General features: G+C 75.1%; 13 protein-coding genes and 1 pseudogene. 11 read left to right on the forward strand and 3 right to left on the reverse strand.

Translation table 11 applies throughout. The annotated features are described in order from the left end of the window. The 7 genes and pseudogenes from infB to ACWDRR_RS31885 all read left to right on the forward strand — a co-directional run. Positions 1-2,469: pseudogene (infB, locus tag ACWDRR_RS31855) on the forward strand (translation initiation factor IF-2); the annotation flags it as partial. A gap of 150 nt (positions 2,470-2,619) precedes the next feature. Then, complete coding sequence (locus tag ACWDRR_RS31860; RefSeq protein ID WP_266274452.1) at positions 2,620-2,916, forward strand: DUF503 domain-containing protein; 297 nt, start codon at positions 2,620-2,622, stop codon at positions 2,914-2,916. A gap of 154 nt (positions 2,917-3,070) precedes the next feature. Then, positions 3,071-3,511: a 30S ribosome-binding factor RbfA gene (gene rbfA, locus ACWDRR_RS31865; protein ID WP_360639235.1), complete on the forward strand. Its 441-nt coding sequence runs from the start codon at positions 3,071-3,073 to the stop codon at positions 3,509-3,511. A 2-nt stretch (positions 3,512-3,513) separates the two neighbouring features. Continuing rightward, on the forward strand, positions 3,514-4,617 hold the full coding sequence (locus tag ACWDRR_RS31870; protein WP_449775722.1) for a DHH family phosphoesterase: 1,104 nt from the start codon (positions 3,514-3,516) through the stop codon (positions 4,615-4,617). A gap of 34 nt (positions 4,618-4,651) precedes the next feature. Then, positions 4,652-5,581: a tRNA pseudouridine(55) synthase TruB gene (gene truB / locus ACWDRR_RS31875; protein ID WP_449775723.1), complete on the forward strand. Its 930-nt coding sequence runs from the start codon at positions 4,652-4,654 to the stop codon at positions 5,579-5,581. A 342-nt stretch (positions 5,582-5,923) separates the two neighbouring features. After that, the gene (locus tag ACWDRR_RS31880) at positions 5,924-9,712 is read left to right on the forward strand and encodes a trypsin-like peptidase domain-containing protein (protein WP_449775724.1); all 3,789 of its coding nucleotides are present in this window, start codon (positions 5,924-5,926) and stop codon (positions 9,710-9,712) included. A 66-nt stretch (positions 9,713-9,778) separates the two neighbouring features. Continuing rightward, on the forward strand, positions 9,779-10,723 hold the full coding sequence (locus ACWDRR_RS31885; RefSeq protein WP_449775725.1) for a bifunctional riboflavin kinase/FAD synthetase: 945 nt from the start codon (positions 9,779-9,781) through the stop codon (positions 10,721-10,723). 84 nt (positions 10,724-10,807) lie between these two features. On the opposite strand, the gene ACWDRR_RS31890 is transcribed toward ACWDRR_RS31885, so the two are convergent. The 3 genes from ACWDRR_RS31890 to eccE all read right to left on the reverse strand — a co-directional run bounded on the left by ACWDRR_RS31890 (position 10,808) and on the right by eccE (position 15,481). Further along, a complete protein-coding gene (locus ACWDRR_RS31890) occupies positions 10,808-13,189 on the reverse strand; it encodes a MinD/ParA family ATP-binding protein (protein WP_449775726.1) in 2,382 nt (793 codons plus the stop codon). Positions 13,190-13,316: 127 nt separating this feature from the next. After that, on the reverse strand, positions 13,317-14,084 hold the full coding sequence (locus ACWDRR_RS31895; protein WP_449775727.1) for a hypothetical protein: 768 nt from the start codon (positions 14,082-14,084) through the stop codon (positions 13,317-13,319). Then, positions 14,084-15,481, reverse strand: a complete 1,398-nt coding sequence (gene eccE / locus ACWDRR_RS31900) for a type VII secretion protein EccE (RefSeq protein ID WP_449775728.1) — start codon at positions 15,479-15,481, stop codon at positions 14,084-14,086. Before eccE ends, ACWDRR_RS31895 begins: the two co-directional genes overlap by 1 nt. A 170-nt stretch (positions 15,482-15,651) precedes the next feature. On the opposite strand from eccE, the gene ACWDRR_RS31905 reads away from it, so the two are divergent. The 4 genes from ACWDRR_RS31905 (at position 15,652) to mycP (ending at position 19,527) form a co-directional block, all read left to right on the forward strand. After that, positions 15,652-17,343, forward strand: coding sequence for a type VII secretion protein EccB (locus ACWDRR_RS31905; protein WP_449775729.1), 1,692 nt, complete (start codon positions 15,652-15,654; stop codon positions 17,341-17,343). 181 nt (positions 17,344-17,524) lie between these two features. Next, positions 17,525-17,824 carry a WXG100 family type VII secretion target gene (locus ACWDRR_RS31910; protein ID WP_449775730.1) on the forward strand — a complete coding sequence of 100 codons (300 nt, stop codon included), beginning with the start codon at positions 17,525-17,527 and terminating at the stop codon, positions 17,822-17,824. Between the two features lie 73 nt (positions 17,825-17,897). After that, on the forward strand, positions 17,898-18,188 hold the full coding sequence (locus ACWDRR_RS31915; RefSeq protein ID WP_449775731.1) for a WXG100 family type VII secretion target: 291 nt from the start codon (positions 17,898-17,900) through the stop codon (positions 18,186-18,188). A gap of 112 nt (positions 18,189-18,300) precedes the next feature. Beyond that, positions 18,301-19,527 (forward strand): type VII secretion-associated serine protease mycosin, encoded by a 1,227-nt coding sequence (mycP, locus tag ACWDRR_RS31920; protein WP_449775732.1) that lies wholly within the window; start codon positions 18,301-18,303, stop codon positions 19,525-19,527. Positions 19,528-19,543 lie beyond the last annotated feature (16 nt).

Genomic DNA, 19,543 nt, shown 5'->3' on the forward strand with positions numbered 1-19,543 from the left:
CCGGGTGGCGACCGTCCGCGTCCCGCCGGTGCCCCCGGTGCGGGCGACCGTCCCCGTCCGGGTGGCGACCGTCCGCGTCCCGCCGGTGCCCCCGGTGCGGGCGACCGTCCCCGTCCGGGTGGCGACCGTCCGCGTCCCGCCGGTGCCCCCGGCGCCGGTGGCGCGCCGCGCCCCGGTGGTGCCCCGCGTCCCGACGGCATGCCCCGTCCGGCCGGTCCGCGCCCCGGTGGTCCGTCCCCGTCCGGCATGCCGCGTCCGAACCCCGGCATGATGCCGCAGCGTCCGGCTCCGGGCCCGCGTCCGGGCCCCGGCGGCCGTGGCCCCGGTGGCCCCGGCGCCCGTCCGGGCGGTCCGGGTGGCGCCGGTGGCGCCCGTCCGGGCTTCCAGGGCCGTCCGGCCGGTCCGGGCTCGCGTCCGGCCGGTGGCGGCGGCTTCGGCGGTCCGCGTCCCGGTGGCGGTGCCCCCGGTGGCGGCGGCGGTTTCGGCCCGCGTCCGGGTGGCTTCGGCGGCCGTCCCGGCGGCCCGGGTGCCCGTGGTGGCACGCAGGGTGCCTTCGGCCGTGGCCCCGGTGGCCGTCCGGCCCGTGGTCGCAAGTCGAAGCGGGCGAAGCGCCAGGAGTACGAGGCCATGCAGGCCCCGTCCGTCGGCGGTGTGATGCTGCCCCGCGGCAACGGCCAGACCGTTCGCCTGTCGAGCGGCGCCTCGCTGATGGACTTCGCGGAGAAGATCAACGCCAACCCGGCCGCGCTCGTCTCCGTCATGTTCAACCTCGGTGAGATGGTCACCGCGACGCAGTCGGTCTCCGACGCGACCCTCGAGCTGCTGGCCGGCGAGATGGGCTTCATCCTGGAGATCGTCAGCCGCGACGACGAGGACCGCGAGCTGCTGGAGTCGTTCGACATCGACTTCGGTGCCAACGAGGGCGACGAGGACCAGCTGGCCCCGCGCCCGCCGGTCGTCACCGTCATGGGTCACGTCGACCACGGTAAGACCCGCCTGCTGGACGCCATTCGCAAGTCGAACGTGGTGGCCGGCGAGGCCGGTGGCATCACCCAGCACATCGGTGCCTACCAGGTGGCCACGATCGTGAACGGCGAAGAGCGCCCGATCACCTTCCTGGACACCCCGGGTCACGAGGCGTTCTCCGCCATGCGTGCCCGTGGTGCCAAGTCCACCGACATCGCGATCCTGGTGGTCGCGGCCAACGACGGTGTCATGCCGCAGACGGTCGAGGCGTTGAACCACGCCAAGGCCGCGGGTGTGCCGATCGTGGTCGCCGTCAACAAGATCGACGTCGAGGGCGCCGACCCGACCAAGGTCCGCGGTCAGCTGACCGAGTTCGGTCTGGTGGCGGAGGAGTACGGCGGCGACACCATGTTCGTCGACATCTCCGCGCGCCAGGGGCTCAACATCGACCAGCTGCTGGAGGCCGTGGTCCTGACCGCGGACGCCTCGCTGGACCTGCGGGCCAACCCCGAGCAGGACGCGCAGGGTATCGCCATCGAGGCCCACCTCGACAAGGGCCGCGGCGCCATGGCGACCGTGCTCGTGCAGCGCGGTACCCTCCGCGTCGGCGACTCGATCGTGGTCGGCGACGCCTACGGCCGCGTCCGCGCGATGCTGGACGAGAACGGCAACAGCCTCGCCGAGGCCGGCCCGTCCCGCCCGGTGCTGCTGCTCGGTCTGACCTCGGTGCCCCGCGCCGGCGACAGCTTCATCGTCGTCGACGAGGACCGCACCGCCCGTCAGATCGCCGAGAAGCGCTCGGCCCGCGACCGCAACGCCGCCTTCGCGCAGCGTCGGGTCCGGGTGTCCCTGGAGGACCTCGACAAGGCCATCGCCGCAGGCGAGATCGAGCAGCTCAACCTCATCATCAAGGGTGACGTCTCCGGTTCGGTCGAGGCCCTCGAGGACGCCCTCGTCAAGCTGGACGTGGGCGAGGAGGTCGAGCTCCGCATCCTGCACCGCGGTGTGGGTGCGATCACCGAGTCCGACGTCAACCTGGCGATGGGTTCGGACGCCATCATCATCGGCTTCAACGTGCGCGCCGAAGGCCGTGCGCGTACCGCGGCCGACAAGGAAGGCGTGGACGTCCGGTACTACTCGGTCATCTACCAGGCGATCGAGGAGATCGAGAACGCCCTCAAGGGCATGCTCAAGCCGGAGTACGAGGAGGTGCGCCTCGGTTCCGCGGAGATCCGCGAGGTGTTCCGTTCCTCCAAGTTCGGCAACATCGCGGGTGTCATCGTCCGCGAGGGCCTGCTGCGCCGCAACGCCAAGGCCCGCCTCATCCGCGACGGCAAGGTCGTGGCGGAGAGCCTCAACATCGAGGGTCTGCGTCGCTTCAAGGACGACGCGACCGAGGTCCGCGAGGGCTTCGAGGCCGGTGTGACCCTGGGGTCGTTCAACGACATCAAGGTCGAGGACATCATCGAGACCTACGAGATGCGCGAGAAGCCGCGCGCGTAAGCGGGTGGTGTCCGGGGCCGGTCGACGGGTGGAATTCCCGTCGACCGGCCCCGGTCTCGCTGTGTAGGGTCCGGGGTAGTTCAGATGTAGCAGTACCAGCCCGGTTCAGGGCTGTCCCCGAGGCCTCCAGGTCGGCGAGACCTGTCATACATGTTCGTGGGAACACTCACCTTCGACCTGCTGCTGGGCGACGTCCACTCGCTCAAGGAGAAGCGTTCGATCGTGCGGCCCATCGTGGCCGAACTGCAGCGCAAGTACAGCGTGTGCGCTGCCGAGACCGGGAACCAGGATCTGCACCGGAGGGCCGAGATCGGCCTGGCGGTGGTCTCCGGCGAAGCCGGGTACATCACCGAGATCCTGGACAGCTGTGAGCGGTTGGTCGCCGGCCGCCCCGAGGTTCAGCTGCTCTCCGCCAGGAGGCGCTACCACAACGACGACGACGAATGAGGTCTGCGGAACGGACCGGCGCGAGTCGCCGTTCTCACACAGATCAGGACCGAGAGCGCCCACAAGGCTGGGCGCGGGCCGGTACTTTGGGGCGTGGGCCCCGACGGGCAGGCAGTACGCCCGAGCTACCAGGCCCACTGCACGAGGAGGCAACGTGACCGACACCGCTAGGGCGCGCAAGCTCGCAGACCGCATCCAGGTGGTCGTGGCCGAGACCCTGCAACGCCGGATCAAGGACCCGCGGCTGGGCTATGTGACCATCACCGACACCAGGGTCACCGGCGATCTCCGCGAGGCCACCGTCTTCTACACCGTCTTCGGTGACGAAGCCGAGCGCGAGGCCTCGGCCGCCGCGCTGGAGAGCGCCAAGGGAGTGATCCGCTCCGAGGTCGGCAAGATCGGGGTGCGCTTCACCCCGACGCTGACCTTCGTCGCGGACGCGCTGCCGGAGAACGCCCGGAACATCGACGACCTGCTCGACCGGGCCCGGGCCATCGACGCCGCGGTGCGCACCACCGCGGCGGGCGCGACGTACGCCGGCGACGCGGACCCCTACAAGGTCCCCGCGTCCGAGCGTGACGACGAGGACGAGTAGTCATGGCGGGTGAGCCGGCGCCGGCCGGTTCGACGGCCGGAGCGGTCGCGGGGGCGTCCTCCACCAGCACGGTGGAGGGCGCCCTCGCGGTGCTTCCGGGGCCGCGCGCCGAGGCGCCCGGCTTCGAGCTGGTCTGGCAGCAGGTGGTCGCGGAGATCGGGCGCGCCCGGTCCATCGACCTCATCTGCCACATCTGCCCGGACGGCGACGCGCTCGGCTCGGCCCTGGCGGCCGCGCTGGCCCTGCGCGGGCTCGGCCACGAGGTCCGGGTCTCCTTCGGCGACGACCCGCAGATCGTGCCCGAGTCGCTGGCCTTCCTGCCCGGCCAGGAGCTGATCGTGCCCGCCTCCGAGGTGCCCGGCACCCCGGAGCTGGTGCTCTGCTTCGACGTGGCCGCGGAGAGCCGGCTGGGCCTGCTGCACGAGAAGGCCTTCGCCGCGCCGGTGCTGGTGGTCATCGACCACCACGCCTCCAACCCCGGCTTCGGCACCCACCAGCTGATCGACCCGAGCGCGCCGGCCACCGCCGTCCTGGTGGACGAGCTGCTGCGCCGGCTCGGCGTCGAGCTGGACCAGGACCTGGCCACCTGCCTGTACACCGGTGTCGCGACCGACACCGGCTCGTTCAGGTACCGGGCCACCACGCCCGCGACCCACGAACTCGCCGGGCGGCTGCTGGCCACCGGCATCCGGCACGACCTGATCTCCCGGCAGCTGTGGGACACCTCCTCCTTCGGCTACCTCAAGGTGCTCGCCGCCGCCCTCGACCGGGCCGTCTACGAGCCGGACGCGGCCGGCGGCCTGGGCCTGGTGTGGACCTGGGTGCCGTACCAGGACCTGGCGCTGTTCAGCGTCACCGTCGAGGAGATCGAGGGCCTGATCGACGTCCTGCGCCGCCCGGCCGAGGCCGAGGTGGCGCTGGTGCTCAAGCAGGACCCGGACGGCACGCTGCGCGGCTCCTCGCGCTCCAAGGGCGCGGTGGACGTCGCGGCGGCCTGCACCGAGCTCGGCGGCGGCGGGCACACCTTCGCGGCCGGGTTCTCCACCCGCGAGCCCGTGGCCGACGTGGTGGAGCGGTTCCGCGGCGCGCTGCGGCCCGTCAGCTGACCACTTCCAGAGAAGCCTCCAGAGAAAAGAACAGATGAAGCGCAAGGGAACCGGCCCGGACGGCCTGGTCATCGTCGACAAGCCGGAGGGCATCACCTCGCACGGGGTGGTCGCCAAACTGCGGTGGCTGGCCGGGACGCGGAAGGTCGGCCACGCCGGCACGCTGGACCCGATGGCCACCGGCGTGCTGGTCATCGGCGTCGAGCGGGCCACCCGGCTGCTCGGCCACCTGATGCTCACCGCCAAGACGTACGAGGCGACCGTCCGGCTCGGCCAGACCACCGTCACCGACGACCGCGAGGGCGAGGTCACCGCGTCCGTGCCGGCCGACGGCGTGCGCCGGGAGTCGATCGACGCCGGGATCGCGGCCCTCACCGGCGAGATCATGCAGGTGCCGTCCAAGGTCAGCGCGATCAAGATCGACGGCAAGCGCTCCTACGCGCGGGTGCGCGAGGGCGAGGACTTCGAGATCGCGGCCCGGCCGACCACCATCCACTCCTTCACCGTGCACGAGCAGCGGTCCGCCGTCGCCGAGGACGGCACGCCGGTGATCGACCTGGACGTGACGGTGGAGTGCTCCTCCGGCACCTACATCCGGGCGCTGGCCCGTGACCTCGGCGCCGGGCTCGGCGTCGGCGGCCACCTCACCGCGCTGCGGCGCACCAGGGTCGGCCCGTACGGGGTGGAGTCGGCCAGGACCCTGGAGGAGCTGGAGGAGTCGGTGACCGGCGGCTCCGGCGCGCCGCTGGAGGTGCTGCCGATCGGCGAGGCCGCCGCGGCCGCCTTCCCGCGCTGGGACCTCGATGCCGAGCAGGCCAAGCTGCTCTCGCACGGCGCCCGGCTGAAGGCGCCCGGGATGGGCGTGGCCGGGCCGATCGCGGTGTACGGGCCGGACGGCCGGTTCCTCGCGCTGGTGGAGGAGACGGGCGGCCAGGCGAAGCCGGTCGCGGTCTTCGTCGGCTGAGGACGGCCGACACCGGCTGAGACCTGCCGGGACCTGCCGGGCCTTGTGCCGGTCGAGCCCCCTGGTGCCCTGGTCGGGGCACCAGGGGGCTCTCGGCGTTCCCCCGGCGGGCCCCGGCCGCGGTGCGGGGAGCCGGCGGGGCGCGCTGCCTCGACGCCGACCGCACCCGGCGGGGCCGCGCGGGGTTCACCCGCACGGGGGAGCGCGCGAGGTGAACCCCGGTGGTGAGCGGCGCGGGTGCGGTCGGGCCGGGCCGGTGGCGGGCAGGCTCCCCGGCGGCGAGCAGGTCGCCGCGACGCGTCCGCCTCCGGGCCGCACGGCCCTGCGGGGAGGGCTGCACGCATGCCGGGAGCACTGGACGGCGACGGGGTGGCGGGCGATCCGGGGCGCTACCTGCTACGGATCCGCGACCTGGACGGACGACTGCGGGGGTTGGGGTTCGTCGCCGACCCGCAGGGCACCGTCCTCACCGCCCACGAGAGCGTCGCGGGCCTCGACCGGATCGTCCTGCACACCCCGGGCGGCCAGACCAGGGTGCTGGGCCCGGACAGCGTCCTGCCACTGCCCGGGCACGGCCTGGCCCTGCTGCGCACCGACACCGTCGGCGGCCTGCCCGTGCCGCCGCTGCCGATCGCCGCGCCGGGCGGGGCGATCGCCGGGCGCGAGGTGGTGCTGCCCGCGCTGAGCGGCGAGGAGGGGCGGGCGGTGGTCCTGCGCTGCGGCGTGCTCGGTGCCACCGGCGCGGTCTACGCCCGCCCGGACCGCTTCCACCTGCTGGGCGGGGTGCTGCTGCTCGACGTCCCGGTCGTCGGCGGGGCGGTGCTGGTGCCCGCCGGGGCGCCCGTGCTGGACGCCCGCAGCGGCGCCGTGGTCGGGGTCGCCGCACCGGCGCTGCGGGCCCCGGAGCAGGGGAGCGCGCTGACCGCCGCCCCGGCGAACGGCAGCGGGTCGGGGGAGGACGCGCCGGAGCTGGCCGAGGCGCTGGCGCGCAACGCGGCCGGCGTCCCCGCGTACGGTTCGGCGCTCAACCTGGCGGGCGTGCTGCGGCTGGCCGCCGCCCAGGTGGCGGCGGCCGGGGCCGGCCCCGGCCGGGTGGCCGCGCTGGCCGCCGACCGGGTGGACCGTCCGGACGGCCTGGCCGGGGACGAGCCGTCGGCGACGGTCACCGCGCTGGTCGGCGCGCCCGGTTCCGGCCGGACCACCGAACTCGCGGCCCTCGCCGTCCGGCGCGGCGGCGGTGACCGGCCGCTGCCCACGCTCTGGCTGCGCGGCGCCGACCTGCCGGCCGAGGACGCCTCGCTCGCGGCGGCGGTGGAGCGTGCCCTGGCGGCGGCCGCGGCCGACCTCGGCACCCGGCCGCCGCCGGGGCCGGACGCCGTGGCCGCCCTCTGCGCGGCGGCGCGGCGACCGCTGCTGGTCGTGCTGGACGGGCCCGAGGAGGCGCCCGTCCCGCTGGACGGGGCCTGGCTGCGGTCGGCCGGGGAGTGGCTGACGGCGGTCGGGGCGCGGCTGCTCACCGCCTGCGGGGACGAGGCCCGGGAGCTGCTGGCACCCGGCGGGGGCGGCGGCCCGGGCGGGGCCGCCGGCGCGACGGGGGCGGGCTGTCCGCTGCACGGGTCGGCCGCCGCGGCCGGCGCGCCGGCGGACGAGCAGCCGGCGGACGAGCAGCCGGCGAACGGGGAGCTGCGGACCGGGGAGGCGTGGTCCGGCGGCGAGTTACCGGCAGCGGGGCTGGCCGCCTCCGCCGCCCGACCGGCCCACCCGGACGCCGGGTCGACGGCCCGGCCCGCGCCCGAGGGCTGCCGGTGCGCGGAGCCGGCCGAGGCCCTCGCCGTCCTGCGGCTCGGACCACTGCCGGCCGAGGCCGCGGACCGGGTGCGCCGCCGCTACGGCCTGCCGCCCGGCTGGCCGGCCGCGGCGGACGCCCGGCACCCGCTGGCCGTCCGGCTGGCCGGGGAGCTGTGGGCGGAGGGCCTGCGCGGGGAGCCGGTGGGCCGCGGCGAGCTGTTCGCGGCCCACCTGGACCTGCGCTGCCTGCGGGTGGCCCAGCGGATCGCCGCCGACGGGCGGCCCCGGCGGCCGGGGGCCCACCGCCGGGGTGCCGGGCGGCCCGCCGGCCTCTCGCCCGGCCGGGTGCGCAGGCTGGCCGCGGCGGTGGCCGGCCGGGTGCACGAGGCGGCCCGGCGGATGCTCGGCGCGGAGCAGGGCGGGCTCGGCCGGGCCGCCTTCGAGGAGCTCTTCCCGGTGGGCAACTGGGCCACGGCGGTGCTGGCGGAGGGCCTGTTCGTCCCCGCGGGGCCCGGCTACCGGCTCGCGCACGGCGAGTTCTCCGACTGGCTCCAGGGCCTGCACCTGGACCTGGACGCGGCGCTGCGGTTGCTGCTCGGCGAGGCCGAGGACACCCCGCCGCCGGGGGAGGTCCGCACCGTGCCCCGGCACCGCGTCGCCCCGGTGGCGGCCGCGCTGCGGCGGCTGGCCGAGACCTGGGGCGCCACCGCCCTGGACCCGTGGCTGCACCGGCTCTGGCGGGCGCTGGACCTGCGCCCGCCCGGCAGCGAACCCGGCTGGTGGGCGGGCCGGTTGCTCGCCGCCGGGCTGGCCGCCAGCCCCGACCTCGCCGAACACCGGGCACTGCTCGCCCAGTTGGCCGGCCGGATCACCGAGGTGGCCCCCGCGGCCGGCGGGTTCGAGCGGCTCCCGGCGGCGGGCCTGGGCCGGTTCGGCCCGCGGTTCTGGACCGGCCTGGGGCTGCCCGCCGAGGACGAACTGGCGCTGCTGCGCCGTCTGGTCACCGCCGACGGGCCGGGGCAGCCGTTCCTCGCCGCCACGGCCGAACGGCTGCGCGCCGACCCGGCCGGGGTGATCCCGCTGCTCTGCGCCTGGTTCGAGGACCCGCGCGGCCTGCCCGGCCGCCCCGGCACCACCGTCGCCGACCTCGCCCACGACCTGCTGTACCACCACCGCGCACTCGCCCTGGACGACCTGACGGAGGCGCTGGCCGACGCGGCGCACCCCCGGGCGGACGCGCTGCTCACCGTCCTCGCGGGCGAGGAGCCCTCCGCGCTCTGCCGGGCGGTGGACCGCTGGAGCCACGACCGGCGGCCCGAGCGGCACGTCGCCGCCGCCGTGCACGCGCTGCGCGCCGCGCCGTACGCGCGCGGTGCCGGGCCGGAGTTGCTGCGCTTCGCCGCGCTGGCCCTGCTCGCCCGCGAGGAGGAGCCGTGCCTGCACGGCGCCGCGCTGGCCCTGCTGGTCCGCGACCCGCAGGCCCGGGCCGTCCACCTCCCGGCGGCCCTCGCCGCGTACCGGCACGGCGAGGACCGCTTCCTGACGGCACGGGCGCTGGCGCCGGCCCTGGAGAGCGACCCGGAGCCCGTCCTGGCCGCGTTCGCGCAGCGGCTGGACGCGCCCGGCGCGGCGGTCGCCGAGACGCTGCGGGTACTGGCCGACGCCCGGACGCCGCAGGCCACCCGGCGCGGCGCCGAGCTGGCGGCCCGGCTGCTGCGGGAGCGCCCGGCGCTGGCGGGCCCGGTCGCCGTCGACTACCTGGGCCGCCGGCTGGAGCGCGGCGCCGCCGGGAGCCCGGCCGCCCGGCTGGAGCTGCGGGTGCTGCTCGGCAGCGCCCTGGCGGCCCCGGCGGCCGCCGTCCGGCGGCCCTTCGCCCAGGTGCTGGCCGCCCCGGTCGCCGACGCCGCGGCCGACGCCCTGCGGTGCGAACTCCTGGACACCCTGCTGGCCACCGAGGACGACCAGGAGGTGCTCGCCGCCGCCGTGGAGCGGCTGGCCGAGCACTGCGCGGCCGAACGCCCGGCCCGGGCCCGGACGGTGCTGGCCCGCGCGGCGGCCGGACTGCCGGGCGCGGACGAGCTGCTGGTGCGCTGCGCCGCCCGCTCGGCGGCGTTCGCGCTGCTGCTGGTCCGCTGGCCCGGGGACGGGTCGCCGACCTGCCCGGCGGGCCCGCGGCTGGCCCGGCTGCGGGAGCTGGCGGCGGCCGGGCGCGACCCGCAGGAGGCGGCCGCCGAGGCCGGGCGGGAGGCCGTGCGCACCCCGCTGTCCGGTCCCGGACACCCGGTGGTGCGCCCAACCCGCCTTCCGGTGCCGAAGCAGGGGCAGGCGCATGGCACGCTATAGGGGTTCGGGTTTTGAGCGTTTGAGCGTACAGAAGGTACGCGCCGTACGGAACAAGGAGCGGTCAGGGTGCAGCGCTGGCGTGGCCTGGAGGAGATCCCCGGTGACTGGGGACGCAGCGTCGTCACCATCGGTTCGTTCGACGGTGTGCACCGCGGACACCAGCTGATCATCAACCGGGCGGTCGAGCGCGCCCGTGAGCTCGGCGTCCGCTCGGTCGTGGTCACCTTCGACCCGCACCCGAGCGAGGTCGTCCGCCCGGGCAGCCACCCGCCGCTGCTGGCCCCGCAGCCGCGCCGCGCGGAGCTGATCGAGGCGCTCGGCGTGGACGCCGTCCTGGTGCTGCCGTTCACCGCGGAGTTCTCCCAGGAGTCCCCGGAGACCTTCGTCCGGCAGGTGCTGGTGGACGCGCTGCGCGCCCGGCTGGTCATCGAGGGGCCGAACTTCCGCTTCGGGCACCGGGCGGCGGGCGACGTCGCGCTGCTGGCCGAGCTGGGCCGGGCGGCCGACTTCGGGGTCGAGGTGGTCGACCTCCAGGTGCGCGGGGCGGCCGGGGACGGCGAGCCGTTCTCGTCGACCCTCACCCGGCGGCTGGTCGCGGCCGGCGACGTGGCCGGCGCGGGCGAGGTGCTGGGCCGCCCGCACCGGGTCGAGGGTGTGGTGGTGCGCGGCGCCCAGCGCGGCCGCGAGCTGGGCTACCCGACGGCCAACGTGGAGACCGTGCCGCACAGCGCGATCCCGGCCGACGGCGTCTACGCGGGCTGGCTGACGGCGGACGGCGAGCTGATGCCGGCCGCGATCTCGGTCGGCACCAACCCGACCTTCGACGGCACCGCCCGCACCGTCGAGGCGTACGCCATCGACCGGGTCGGCCTGGACCTGTACGGGCTGCACGTCGCCGTCGACTTCCTCACCTATCTGCGGGGGATGGAGAAGTTCGACTCGATCGACGCGCTGCTGGACCGGATGGCCGACGACGTCAAGCAGGCCCGCGAGCTGACCGACGTCCTCTGACCGGACCGCGCGGCCCCGACCGGGGCCCGCCGCGCGACGCCGAAGGGCCCGCCTGCCGGACGGCAGGCGGGCCCTTCCGGGTCGCTACGGCTGGGGCTGCTGCGGGTAGCCGTACCCGGCGGGCGGCGCGGGCGGCTGCGCGCCCGGCTGCGGCTGGGGGTAGCCGTACCCGCCGGCCGGCGGCTGGGGTTGCTGCGGCCACTCCTGCGGCGGCTGCTGCGCGCCCGGCTGGGCCTGCGGGTAGCCGTAGCCCGGCGGGGGCGGCGGGGCCTGCCCCGGCTGCGGGGCCCACGGCGCGCCGGGCGCGGGCCCGCCGGCCGGGTAGCCGCCCTGGCCCTGCTGCGGGTACGGCTGCTGCTGCGCCTGCTGCGGGTAGGGCTGCTGCGGGTCCGCGTACGGCTGCGGCTGGCCCGGGTACGGCGCGGGGGCCTGCTGGGCCTGCTGCTGCCAGCCGGACTGCTGGGCGGCGGCCTGCTGGGCGCGGACGATGTCCTCGCCGACCAGGGTGGCGAGCTCGAAGTACGCCTCGCGGACCTTGGGCCGCATCATGTCGAGGTTGACCTCGGCGCCGGCCGCCAGGCTCTCGTCGAAGGGCACCACGACCACGCCGCGGCAGCGGGTCTGGAAGTGCGCGACGATGTCCTCGACCTTGATCATCTTGCTGGTCTCGCGGACCCCGGAGACCACCGTGATGCTGCGCTGCACCAGGTCGGCGTAGCCGTGCGCGGAGAGCCAGTCCAGCGTGGTCGAGGCGGAGGAGGCGCCGTCCACGCTCGGGGTGGAGACGATGATCAGCTGGTCGGCGAGGTCCAGCACCCCGCGCATCGCGCTGTACAGCAGGCCGGTGCCGGAGTCGGTCAGGATGATCGGGTACTGGCGGCCCAGGACGTCGATGACCTGGCGGTAGTCCGAGTCGTTGAAGGTGGTCGAGACGGCCGGGTCGACGTCGTTCGCCAGGATCTCCAGGCCCGAGTGCAGGTCCTGCGAGGTGAACTGACGGATGTCCATGTAGCTGCGCAGGTGCGGGATGGCCGTCACCAGGTCGCGGATGGTCGCGCCGGTCTGGCGCTTGACCCGGCGCCCGAGGGTGCCGGCGTCCGGGTTGGCGTCGATCGCGATCACCTTGTCCTGGCGCTCGCTGGCCAGGGTCGCGCCGAGCGCGGTGGTGGTCGTGGTCTTGCCGACACCGCCCTTGAGGCTGATCACCGCGATCCGGTAGCAGCTCATCACCGGGGTCCGGATGATCTCCAGCCGGCGGCCGCGCTCGGCCGCGGCGGCCTTGCCGCCGAACTGGAAGCGCGGCTGCTGGCGCTGCTGCTTCGGCTGGCTGCGCAGCAGGCGGTCCGAGGAGAGCTCGACGGCGGCCGTGTAGCCGAGCGGGGCGCCGTGCGCGACCTGCTGCGGGGCGGCGGCCTGCTGGAACGCGGCGGGTGCCTGCGGCACGCCGGACTGCTGCTGCCACGGCTGGGCCGGGCCCGGCTGCGGTGCCTGCTGGGGCTGCGGCTGCTGGGGCGGCTGCTGGTAGGTGGTCGGCTGCGGCCAGCCGCCCTGGCGGGGGTCGACCGGCGGGGCCTGCGGGCCGGGCGCGGGGGCCTGCTGGGCGGCGGCCCACGCGGCGGCCTGCTGCTCCTGCGGGTCCGCCGGCTGCTGCACCGGCTGCGGGTACGGCTGGGGCTGGGCCTGCGGGGCCTGCTGCTGCGGGTCCGGGTACGCCTGCGGCTGGGCGTACGGCTGCGGGTCCGGGTAGGGCTGGGGCTGCTGGGGGGCCTGCGGAGGGCCCGCGTGCGGCGGCTCGGCGTAGGGCTGCGGCTGCGCGTACGGCTGCGGGGCCGGGTCCGGGTACGGCTGCGGGTCCGGGTACGGCTGGGGGTGCGCCGGCTGCTGCGGCGGCACGGGCTGGGCCGGGCCGGGCTGCTGGTGCGTGGCGACGTCCGCCGGCGGCCACGGCTGGGCGACCGCGGCCTGCGGCTGCTCGGGAGCCGGGGCGGGTTCGGGCGCCGGAGCCGGGGCGGGCGCGGGCACGCCGGCCGTGGGCGCGGCGAACGGGACGTGCTGCGCCTCGACGTGGGTGGCGGGCGCGGGGGCCGCCGCCTCCGGGGCGGGGGCGGTCACCACGGCCGGGGCCGCCACCGGCTCGGGGGCCGGGGCGGGCGCGGGGACGGGGACCGGTACCGGCGCGGGGACCGGTACGGCGACCGCAGGTCCTTCCGCGGCCGGCGCGACAACCGGGGCGGGTGCGGGTGCGGGCACCGGTACCGGGGCAGGCGCGGCCTGCCCACCGCCCGCCGCCGGAACGCCCGCCCCACCCGGTGGCCCGGGCGCCGGGCCCGGGGGAGCCGTCGGAGCCCCCGGGGACTCCGTCTGCACGTACCAGGACGGGGGAGTGTAGTCGGGCGCGTCGGACCAGTCGTCGTCGTCCTCCGCCGCGTTGTCGCCGACGTAGACGCCGTCCCGATCGCTGCTCACCTAGGGCTCCCTCGTGTTCGCCGCCGCTCGTCGCGGTGCCGTTGCCGCATCAAAGACTAGGCCGTGCACCACCCCCCGTTGAAGGCGGAGTCTCATCTCGCCCAGGGCGCGATCGGGGCGCACCGGGTCAGTCCATCCGGCGTGCCCCGCCCAGCACCTGCTGCTCGGCCTGCCCGGCGACGGTCCGTACGTACTGGCGGCGCATCCGGGTGGTCCAGAGCGTCATGTCGTCCCCGAGGGTGGGCAGTGCGGCGATGTCCTGCGGCCCGAGCGAGAGCACCCGGCCGATCAGCTCCGCCTCCTGCGGCGAGACCCGCTGCACCCCGACCAGGTCGGCGGCGTTCAGCACCCGGGCCGCGTTCGGGCCCAGGTACGGCAGCAGGGTCAGGGTGGTCTGCCAGGGTGCGGCGGAGAGCCGGCTGCGCGGCGGGCGGGCGCCGAGGTCGCGCACCACGAGCACCGGCGAGGTCACCGAGGCGCCCTGCGGGCCGAGCCGGCCGACCTGGTGGACGGTCACGCACGGCTGGCCGCCGCCCGCGGCCTGCGCCATCGGGCCCCACAGCTGTCCGCGCGCGGTCTCGACGGCGATCCGGGCGCCGGTGGCCGCCGCCCGCAGCGCGATGACCTGCGCCGTCCAGACGCCGCCGACCAGGACCAGGTCGTAGGCGCTGGGCCGGAAGAGGCCGAGCACGGCGGGCTGCTTCTGCACGTCCTCGCCGATCAGGACGCCGTCGTCGCCGACCGGGAAGGACAGCGCGCCGAGGTCCTCGGTGGTCAGCACGTGCTTCTCGCGGCGCGGGCCGCGCAGGCCGAAGCCGGGCAGGATGCGCGGCCGGACCCGGGCCTGCTCGGCACCGGGCTGGGGGCCGGGGGTCGGATAGGTCTGGTACGCCATCAGGAAGCACCTCCCAGGGGCAGGGTGGCGAGCATGCCGGGGGCCTGCTCCAGGTCGAGCCGGGCGAGGCCGAGGCCGGCGCTCTGCGCCCGGGCCTCCACCAGCCGCCCGACCTGGGCGACCTCGCTCTCGCTGCGTCCGGTCACCCGGACGTGGCCGCTGATCGTCACCGAGCCGCCGGTGCCGTGACCGGCGGTCAGGCTGAAGGTGCTGGCCAGCGCGGGCGAGCCGGTGACGAGGTTGACGAGGTCGGGTGCGGCGATCCGGCCGGGGGCGCCGCCGGGGCGGCTGAGCTGCGGCCACCGGGAGATCCAGTAGGTGCTGTGCCAGCGGTCGTCGATCCGCCAGAAGCGGTTGCTCTCCTGGGTGCGGCGGCCGCTGCCGCCGCCGCTGCCGGTGCCCTGGCGGCCGGCCACGGCGAGCGGGTTGGCGCAGGTGGAGATGGCCAGCGCGGCGATGAGTTCGCGCTCGTCCAGCACGGTGGCGTTGAAGCCGGCGCTGTTGAGCCGTCCGGCGAGCTGGTCGGTGACCCGCTGCAGGGCCTTGCGGGCGCCCTCCTCGCCGCCGCCGCGGGCGCGGACGGCGGTGGCCGCCAGCTCCGGGTCGAGCTTGAGCGCCACCCAGGTCAGCCGCAGGCCGGGGGTGGCGGTGCCGTCGGGCAGCTCCTGGTAGGCGCGGGCGGCCAGCGACTGCTCGGGCAGGTGCGGGGCCGGCGCCGGCTGGGTGTGCTGGACGATCTGGACCGACTCCAGGGAGATGTCGTCCACCCGCAGCGCCGAGCAGATCACGTCCAGCGGCAGCGGCAGCGCGGTGCGCACCGGGCGCAGCGGCTGGTCCTTGGCCTGGACGAGCAGCACCGAGCTGAGGAAGGTGCCGTCGCCGACCATGCCGGTCTCCCGGCGCATCGGGCGGCCGCCGAAGTCGGTCTCGGTGGCGTGGGTGCAGGTGCGCAGGGCCGGCTCCAGCTCCAGCGCGGGGGCGATGGCCGGGTCGGTGCCGACCGGCGGGACGTTCGTCCGGGCCTGCTTGCGACGGGCCTTCAGGGCGGCGCGCACCCGCAGCGCCTCGGGGATGGTGCGGCCGCGCAGCGGGATCACCGCGAGGACGACCAGCACCAGGGCGACCGCGCCGAAGACGCCGGCCATCGGCTTGCTGATGGTCCAGCCGACCGCCACCAGGGCCACCGCGACCTCGACCAGCACGAGCTGCTGGAGCCTCAGCCGGCCGCCGAGCAGCCCGGGCCGGGGGTGGACGCGGACCGCGACGGGGGCCGCGGGGCCGCCGACGGCCGCGGGTTCGGCGGACTGGCTCCGGTCGGGCCGTGCCCGCCGGCCGGACGGGCGCGACCCCCGGCCCTCGTCGGTGCTTCGGCGCCCTGGAGCGGTCTGGCTTGGCATCCCCCGAGTGGCCCTCTCTGAATCAGTTGTCGCGGCCCGGTTGGCCGGTTCGCGAACCGTACCCGTACCGTACTCACCGTCTGCTGCCGCATCGTAGAGGGTTCGAAGCCGCTCTCGCCCGGCGGGTGCGGACCACGGGGTATGTCGGTCAGACAGGGGAGACGACGAGCATGGCATCACGCCGGGACGAGCTGAACGCCTACACCTTCGCCCGGAAGCGAACGGTCGGCGCCTTTCTGCTGCCCAACGGGGGCGGCAGTGACGAGGACGCGCCGCGGCCGGTGAAGGCGATCCTGCCGAGCGTCGTGGTGGGCGCCCTGGTGGTCGGCGGGTTCGGGCTCTGGGGGGTGTTCAAGCCGAGCGCGCCGGTGGGTTGGGACAGCGGCAAGAACGTCGTCCAGGGCAAGAAGAGCACCACCCGGTACGTGGTGCTGACCGATCCGGACGGCAAGACCAAGCGGCTGCACCAGGTCCTCAACATGTCCTCGGCGCGGCTGGTGCTGCCGGTGGACGCCAAGGTGGTGGTGGTCGCCGACGAGGTGCTCGACAAGTACCCGAACCACGGCCCGACCATCGGCATCCCGTACGCGCCGGACAAGTTGCCCACCAAGGAGAACGCCTCCAAGCCGATGAAGTGGTCGGTCTGCGAGAGCCCCGGCCCGGACGACAAGCAGGAGACGGCGAACCAGGCGCTGTTCGTGGCCGGCGGCGCCGACGCCAAGGCCCTGGCGGCCAAGGACCGGGTGCTGGACATCGACCAGGCGCTGCTGGTGAAGGAGATCGACGAGCAGAAGGTCGCCGCGCAGCCGGGCCCGGGGCAACCGCCGATCGACCAGAGCAAGTTGAACCTCTACCTGGTCGACGCGAAGGGCCGCAAGCACGCCATCGGGGGGACGCAGACCTCGGAGAGCGACAAGAAGCAGCTGGTGGCGGCGATCTTCGGGGCCAGCGCGAAGCCGCAGCCGGTGAAGAAGGACTGGCTGGAGACCCTGGTGACCGGCAGCGTGATCCAGTTCCCCAAGGTCGACGGACTGGTCCCGGACGTCAAGGGCCCCAACTCCTCGGTGGCGCTGCAGAAGCCGGAGGACCGCAAGATCGGCCGCCTGGTCCGGTACGGCGACCGCCACTTCGTCGTGGGCAAGGACCAGCTGTTCGTCGTCACGCAGCTGCAGGCCGAGCTGATCCGGCAGAACCCCGCGTGGCAGGGCCTGTACAACCAGGACGCCGACAGGACGCCGCGGATCGACGAGTTGATGCCGGCGGACTACGCCGCGTTCAACACCAGCACCCCGCTGAAGGACGTCGGTGACGACTGGCCGACCAGGACGGGCGCGCCGGCCAACAACTGGCAGGCGGCGAAGGACGCCAAGCCGGTGATCTGCAGCACCTTCGACGGGATCGCCGAGGACGGCAAGACGCTGCTGCGCAGCGTCTGGGCCGGACCGGACTTCCCGGCGAAGCACAGCAGCGGTGTCGGCTCGGCCTATGTGACGCCCGGTTACGGCCTCTTCTACCGCGCGCTGGACGCGGGTCCGGGCGGCTCCGGCATCGACTACCTGATCACCGAGACCGGGCTGCGCTACGCGGTGCCGTCCAACAGCACCGGCGGCAAGGGCTCGCAGGCCTCGCCGACCGCCCAGCCGGGCAAGCCGGTCCCGAGCGCCGTGCCGACCCCGACCCCGACCGCCCAGCCCGGGGACCCGGTCGCCGGGCAGCCGCAGCAGGAGGAGGCCGGCGGGAACCAGGCCCGGCTCGGCTACCAGGGGCTGCAGCCGGTGCCGGTGCCGCAGCAGTGGTCGAACCTGGTGCCGTTCGGCCCGGCGCTGAACTCGAAGACCGCGGCGCAGCAGCAGAACGCCTGACCTGCCCATGACCGCAACGGAATTGGCCCCAGTGTCATGGTCTGGTAACTACCGGTTCCCCGGTGTTGGGCGAGTTGCGTGTGCCGACTACAGTGCTGCTGGACATCACACCGGTGATGCGGCGGGCCGGCCGGGAACGGCGGTCCGGACACAATGTCTGTCTCATGGGGGACGGTAGAGCATGGGTCAGTTCAAGACGACCGCTCAGGAGATGCTGGCTTTCGCCAAGCACATGGACGAGGTCATCGGACAGGTCGAGGGCGAGATTCGCAAGCTCGACAGCCTGGTGGGTTCGATTGCGGGCGGTTGGCAGGGTCAGGCCGCGCAGGCCTACAAGACCCTGCAGGGTCAGTTCAACGAGGACGCGGTCGAGCTCAACAAGTCGCTGAAGGCGATCAAGGACGCGATCGAGATCACGACCAAGCAGTACTCGGCGACCGACGCGGACCAGCAGGCGGCGTTCGGCGCCGGCAAGATCTGATCCCCTCTCTGCCAGGTCATTCATCGACGGCCCCCGGTGAGGGAGCGCGTCGGTTCCTCGACAAGGAGACATCGTGTCCGACCACATTCTCGTCAACTTCGAGACCGTGCGTAACGCCGGTACCGAGGTTCGCAACACCGCCAACCGCATTCACTCCCAGCTCGAGGAGCTGAAGGCCGGCGTCACCAAGATCGCCTCCAGCTGGGAGGGCGCCGCCCAGCAGGGCTACCAGGCCCACCAGGCGAAGTGGGACTCCCGCGCCGCCCACCTGCAGCAGGTGCTGTCCCAGATCGCCGGCTCGCTGGACAAGGCGGCCGAGAGCTACAACAGCACCGAGAACAACAACGCCAGGCTCTGGAGCTGACGGAGCTGCTCCCCGTCAGGGGATGATCGACTCCGCCGAAGGGGCGGGTGCCCGGTTCACGGGCACCCGCCCCTGGCGCGCAACACGGGTGGACGACAAGAGGGGTGGCAGGGTGTCCGTAGTCAGGTACCGGAAGGCGGCCGCGACGATGGCCGCGCTCGCGGTGCTCGGCGGTCCGCTGGCCACCCCGGCCCGCGCGGACGGCCCCGGCATCGCCGCCGCCGGTGACTGCGCCAAGGACGCCCAGAACGTGCAGGCCGTGCCGTGGTCCTTGCAGCGCATGGTGCTCGACGAGCTCTGGCAGGGCGGTCAGACCACCGGTGCCGGGGTGACCGTCGCGGTCATCGACACCGGGGTGAACGACCAGAACCCGCAGCTGGCCAACCGGGTGGTGGACGGCGGCTCCCTGTTGAAGGACAAGGAGAAGAAGAAGGTCGAGGGCGGCGGCAAGGACGACCTGGTCGGCCACGGCACCAAGGTGGCGGGCATCATCGCCGCCGGCCACTACGACCAGACCGGCTTCGTCGGAATCGCCCCCGGCGCCACCATCCTGTCGATCCGTCAGAACGACGCCGAGGGCAACGGTGACGTCTACACCCTCGTCGAGGCGATCTACGCCGCGATCCAGGGCGGCGCCAAGGTCATCAACATCTCGCAGGACGTGCGCGGCGCCGGCAACGCCGACTTCGGCGGCTACCCGGAGCTGAAGGCCGCCGTCGAGGCCGCCGAGGCCAAGGGCGTCCTGGTGGTCGCCTCCAGCGGCAACGACGGCAAGGAGGGCGACACCTTCCCCGCCGCGTTCCCGAGCGTGCTCGCCGTCGGCGCCTCCGACCGCAACAACGAGCGCGCCCCCTTCTCCCAGTACGGCGACTTCGTGGACGTCGTCGCGCCCGGGGTCGACATGCTCTCCACCGTCCCCCGGGGCGGTCAGTGCGTGGACAACGGCACCAGCTTCGCCGCGCCCTACGTCGCCGGCCTGGCGGCGCTGCTGGTCGGTGCCCACCCCAAGTGGAAGCCGGCGCAGGTGCGCGCCTGGATCGAGCAGACCGCGCAGCGCACCGACCTCAAGGCGAACGAGTACATCGGCTGGGGCGTGGTCGACCCGGTGAAGGCCGTCACCAAGGCGCCCGAGGACCCGCCCTCCGAGGTCAAGCCGGACAAGCCGGTCCAGCTGGCCGCCGCCCCGATCGTGCCGCAGCCGCTCGGACTCGGCGAGACCCAGGCCGACCGCGACGGCCGCACCGCGACGTACGTCCTGGGCGTCGGCGCCCTGCTCGTCGCGCTGCTCATCGGCGGCGGCGTGGTGCTCCGCGACCAGCGCCGGCGTCCCACGGACTGATCCGGAAGTTCCTTCG

Source organism: Kitasatospora sp. NPDC003701 (assembly GCF_053587085.1).